The 4310-nt window shown below is 72.2% G+C and carries 3 protein-coding genes; all 3 read right to left on the reverse strand.

Annotated features, from left to right (window positions below):
• Nucleotides 1-6: 6 nt before the first annotated feature.
• Nucleotides 7-2253 (reverse strand): EAL domain-containing protein, encoded by a 2247-nt coding sequence (locus VFE05_15260; protein HET6231431.1) that lies wholly within the window; start codon nt 2251-2253, stop codon nt 7-9.
• A gap of 486 nt (nt 2254-2739) precedes the next feature.
• Entirely contained in the window at nt 2740-3057 is a 318-nt protein-coding gene (locus VFE05_15265; GenBank protein ID HET6231432.1) for a DUF3574 domain-containing protein, read from the reverse strand.
• 330 nt (nt 3058-3387) lie between these two features.
• On the reverse strand, nt 3388-4310 hold a 923-nt coding region (locus VFE05_15270), incomplete at its 5' end, for an amidohydrolase (GenBank protein ID HET6231433.1).

A 4310-nucleotide genomic window follows, 5' to 3' on the forward strand; every position in this document is an offset into this window, starting at 1 on the left:
GGAACGCTACCAGCGCGGATCGCTGGCGCAGAGGGCCAGGGTGGACTCGCCGTCGAGCGGGCGCGAGAAGAAGAAGCCCTGACCGTACTCGCACCGCAGGCTGCGCAGCTCGCCCAGCAGCTCGGCGGACTCGATGCCCTCGGTGACGACGACGACGTCCAGCGCGTGGGCGAGTGCCACGATGGCCCTCACCAGCGGCAGGTTCTGCGTGCCGTCGCGCCCGCTGATGAACGAGCGGTCGATCTTGAGCGCGTCCAGCGGCAGCCGGTGCAGGTAGCTGAGCGACGAGTACCCGGTGCCGAAGTCGTCGATGTAGAGCTGGATGCCCAGCGCCTTGAGCCGGTGCAGCGTCTCCGTGACCCCCTCGGAGTGCTGCATGATGGTGCTCTCGGTGATCTCCAGCTTGAGGCGCGCCGGGTCCACGCCGGTGCGCTCCAGCTCGGCGGCGATGCGCTCCACCAGGTCGGGCTGCGCGAACTGCCGGGCGGAGAGGTTGACGGCCACGGTCAGCTCCGGCCCGCCCTTCACCTGCCGAAGACGCCGCAGCTGGCGGCACGCCTCGCCCAGCACCCACATGCCGATGGGCACGATGAGCCCCGTGTCCTCGGCCAGGGGGATGAAGTCGTCCGGCTGCACCAGGCCGCGCTCCGGGTGCTGCCACCGCACCAGCGCCTCGAAGCCGGCGATGCGGCCGGTGCGCAGGGTGACGATGGGCTGGTAGTGCACCCGCAGCTCGCCGCGCTCCACGGCCCGGCGCAGGTCGGTCTCCATGCGCAGCCGCTCCATGGCCTGCGCGTGCATGGCGGTGTCGAACACCTCGTACAGCCCCTTGCCGGCGGCCTTGGAGCGGTACATGGCGATGACCGCGTCGCGCAGCACCTCGTCTGGCCGGTCGTACCCCGTGTCGCTGAGCGCGATGCCCACGGTGGCGCTGGTGAAGATCTCGCGCAGATCGACCGTGAACGCCTGGCCCAGCGCTTCCTGCACGCGGCCCGCGACGCGCGTGGCGTCAGTGAGCCCGTCGATGTCGTCGAGCAGCACGGCGAACTCGTCGCCGGCCAGGTGCGCGACCATGGTCTCGGCGCGCACGCGGCCCTTGAGGCGCTCGCCGACGGCGGTCAGCAGCTCGTCGCCCGCGGTGTGGCCCAGCGAGTCGTTGACCAGCTTGAAGCCGTCGAGCCCCACCGCGAGCACGGCGAAGCGCGCATCGCCGCGGCGCGCGCGGTCTATGGAGCGCTCCAGGCGGTTGAGGAAGAGGCCGCGGTTGGGCAGGCCGGTGAGCGTGTCGTAGAAGGCCTGGTGCAGGAGCTGGCGCTCCATCTCCTTGCGCTGCGTGATGTCTTCGCAGCAGGTGACCAGGCCCACGGGCTCGCCGCCGGCGTCGGTGACCACGTCGGAGCGCAGCATGACGGGGAACACGGTGCCGTCGCGCCGCACGTTGGTGGTCTCGCGGCTCCAGCTCTTCACGGCGCCCATGGCCTCCAGCCCGATGGGCTTGGCGTGCTCGGCCGGGGCGAAGATGCGGGCGTGGCGGCCGCGCAGCTCGCCGGCGTCGTAGCCGTGCATGCGCGCTTCGGCCGGGTTGGTGTAGACGATGCAGCCCGACGTGTCGGTGATGGTCACGCCGAGCTGCATGGTCTCCACCGCCTTCTCCAGCATGCGCAGCGACACGCCGCGGCGGGCGGCGCCGTTCCCGTTGCCGTTTGCGCCGTTGAGGCCCACGGCGACCACGGCGGCGAGGCCTGCCAGCACCTCGGCGTGCTCGTGCGTCCACTCGCGCGGGCGGCGGTCCAGCACGCACAGCACGCCGCGCGCGGTGCCGTCGTGCCCGCGGATGGGCACGCCGGCGTAGCCCGCCTCACCCATCCACAGCCCGGGCTCCGCCAGCACCAGCGCGTGCTCGCGGGCGTCGCGCAGCAGCACGGGCTCGCCGTCCAGCACCAGGCGGCACAGCGTCTCGTCCAGCGTTGCGCCGCGGCGGGCGGTCCACGCGTCCATGTCGCCGTCGCCGCCGGTGGCCAGCGGGCGCGCGGCGCCCACCGCCGACACGACCGCGAGGGGCGCGCGGAGGATGCGGGCGGCAAGGGCGGCCACGCTGTCCAGGCTCACGCAGAGGGTGTGGTCCACCGGGTGGGGTGCCCCGAGGTGGAAGAGGGCCGCGGACGCATCCAGCGTCTCCAGCGCCGCGCCCGCCAGTGGCGCGCCGTTCAGGAACGACAGGGAGTCCGGGTCGGATGGTTGGGTATACTGCATACCATCGGCGGGTCGGGACAAGGCCGGTGCGGGCAGGGAGCGCGTACCGGGCCCATCCGTGGGGTGGAGAACCGCGTGGAAGCCGCTCGCCGGCCAGCGGGTGGAGCGGGGTGCAGGCCGGGTTGCTGGTGACGAGCGTAGACGAGTCCGTCTGCGAGCGCGTCACATCTTGGGGTAGCACGCCCGCAGAATCACCTGATTCTGCTACGGAAGCACTCCGTGCGGACCTGCGCAAGGAAGGCTGCCTGAAGGGAGCCGACTCGCGGTTTCTGCCGAAACTTCAGGCGCGCACCGAGTTGTGGGGGAGACGTGTGTTCCTACGATAGCGGCGCACCGGCAGATTGGGAAGTGCGTCGTCCGCTGCTACGCAAGAAGATGCTGCCGGAGTGGACGGCAGATGTGCCGCCTCGTCCTTCACCGACAGCTATCGGGCGTCGCCCAGATGCGGAGGGCGCCGGTGTTTCGGGAGATGCGGGGCGGCGAGCGCTACTGGACGAAGCGCACGGTGGCCGGGGTGGTGACGCGCAGCACGCTCTGCTGGCGGAAGCGCGTCTCGTAGTCCCGCGCGATGCCCTCAACGGCGGTGTCCGCGGCCATGGTGCCGGGGTGCAGCAGGTCCAGCACCAGCGTACCCTCCCGCTGGATCGAGCCGTCCGGGTTGCGCCACTGGCCCGCGGCGTGGAAGACCGTGAGCCCGTCGGGGAAGCGCGGCGTCACGCGCTCGCGCAGGAACTCCATCCACTGCGCCTCCGTCACGCTGTCCCCGCCCGCGATCCCCCGCCCGAAGTACAGCCGGTCCTCCACCCATGCCTGCCCTCCCGCGACTGGCGCGGGCGACGCGGCGGGGCGGGGTGCGCATGCGGCGGCGAGACAGACGAGAGCGGCTGTGGTGGAGAGAGTGCGGGAGGTGCGTCGCATCGGCTGGGTGGGTGGGGCGATGGGAATGACGATGTGGGCCGCGCACCAGGCGGGCATGCGCGGAAGCGGATCACGAGCGGGAGAGACCGTCAGATGGCGGCGCGCGTTGGCGTCTCGGCGCGCGCAGGTCTGAATGGGACGGGAGATGCGGGGCAGGCGGCGAGTCGGGAGATCCGCGTCGAGCCGACGGATGCGCATCTCCCGAACCACTCTGCTCTACCGCGAGCCGGCGAGGACTTTGAGGGCGGCGCGCTCCAGCACGTCCACGGCGACGGGGAGCGCGTCTTCGCATACGTCGAAGCGCGGGGAGTGGTGCGGATGCACGGCGCCCTTCTCCTCGCTCCGGGCGCCGACGAAGAAGTAGCAGCCCGGCACGCGCATCAGCATCTCGCCGAAGTCTTCCGCGGCCATCGTCCGCACGTCCGGATCGGTGCGCACGCCGCCGGCGCCGACGACCTCCTCCGCGGCGGCGCGGACGACCTCGGCGAGGGCGGGGTCGTTGACGGTGGGCGGCGTGTCCTGCCGGTACTCGAACGTGTACTCCGCGCCCATCGCCTGGCAGACGCCCGCCACGACCTGCTCGATGCGCCGCGGAAGCTCGTCGCAGATGGCGGGCGTGAAGGCGCGCGCGGTGCCGCGGAGCGCGGCCGTGTCGGCGATCACGTTGAACGCCTCGCCCGCGTGGAAGGCACCGACGGAGACGACGGCCGACTCCAGCGGAGAGACGTTGCGCGACACGATGCTCTGGAGCGCGACCACGACCTGGCTCGCGGCGAGAACCGCATCTACCGTCTCGTGGGGGATGGCGCCGTGGCCGCCGCGGCCCTTCACCGTCACGTCGAACTCCGCCGCGGACGCCATGAAGGGCCCGGGCACGACGCCCACGACGCCGCTGGGCAGCCCGAGCCACACGTGCAGCCCCAGCGCGGCATCGACACCATCCAGCACGCCTTCCTCCACCATCCGCAGCGCGCCGCCGCCGCCTTCCTCCGCGGGCTGAAAGACGTAGCGCACCGTGCCTCCCCATCTCTCGCGCGACGCCGCCAGCCGCTCCGCGACCGCCAGCCCGATCGCCACGTGCGCGTCGTGCCCGCACGCGTGCATCACCCCCGCGTGCGTGGAGGTGAAGTCGTGCGTGC

It is taken from the genome of Longimicrobiaceae bacterium (assembly GCA_035696245.1).
Taxonomy (GTDB): Bacteria; Gemmatimonadota; Gemmatimonadetes; order Longimicrobiales; family Longimicrobiaceae; genus DASRQW01.

Bases quoted from the DNA above. Each gene is read 5' to 3' on its own strand.
- VFE05_15260 (HET6231431.1), bottom strand. From the start codon at position 2,253: ATGCAGTATACCCAACCATCCGACCCGGACTCCCTGTCGTTCCTGAAC.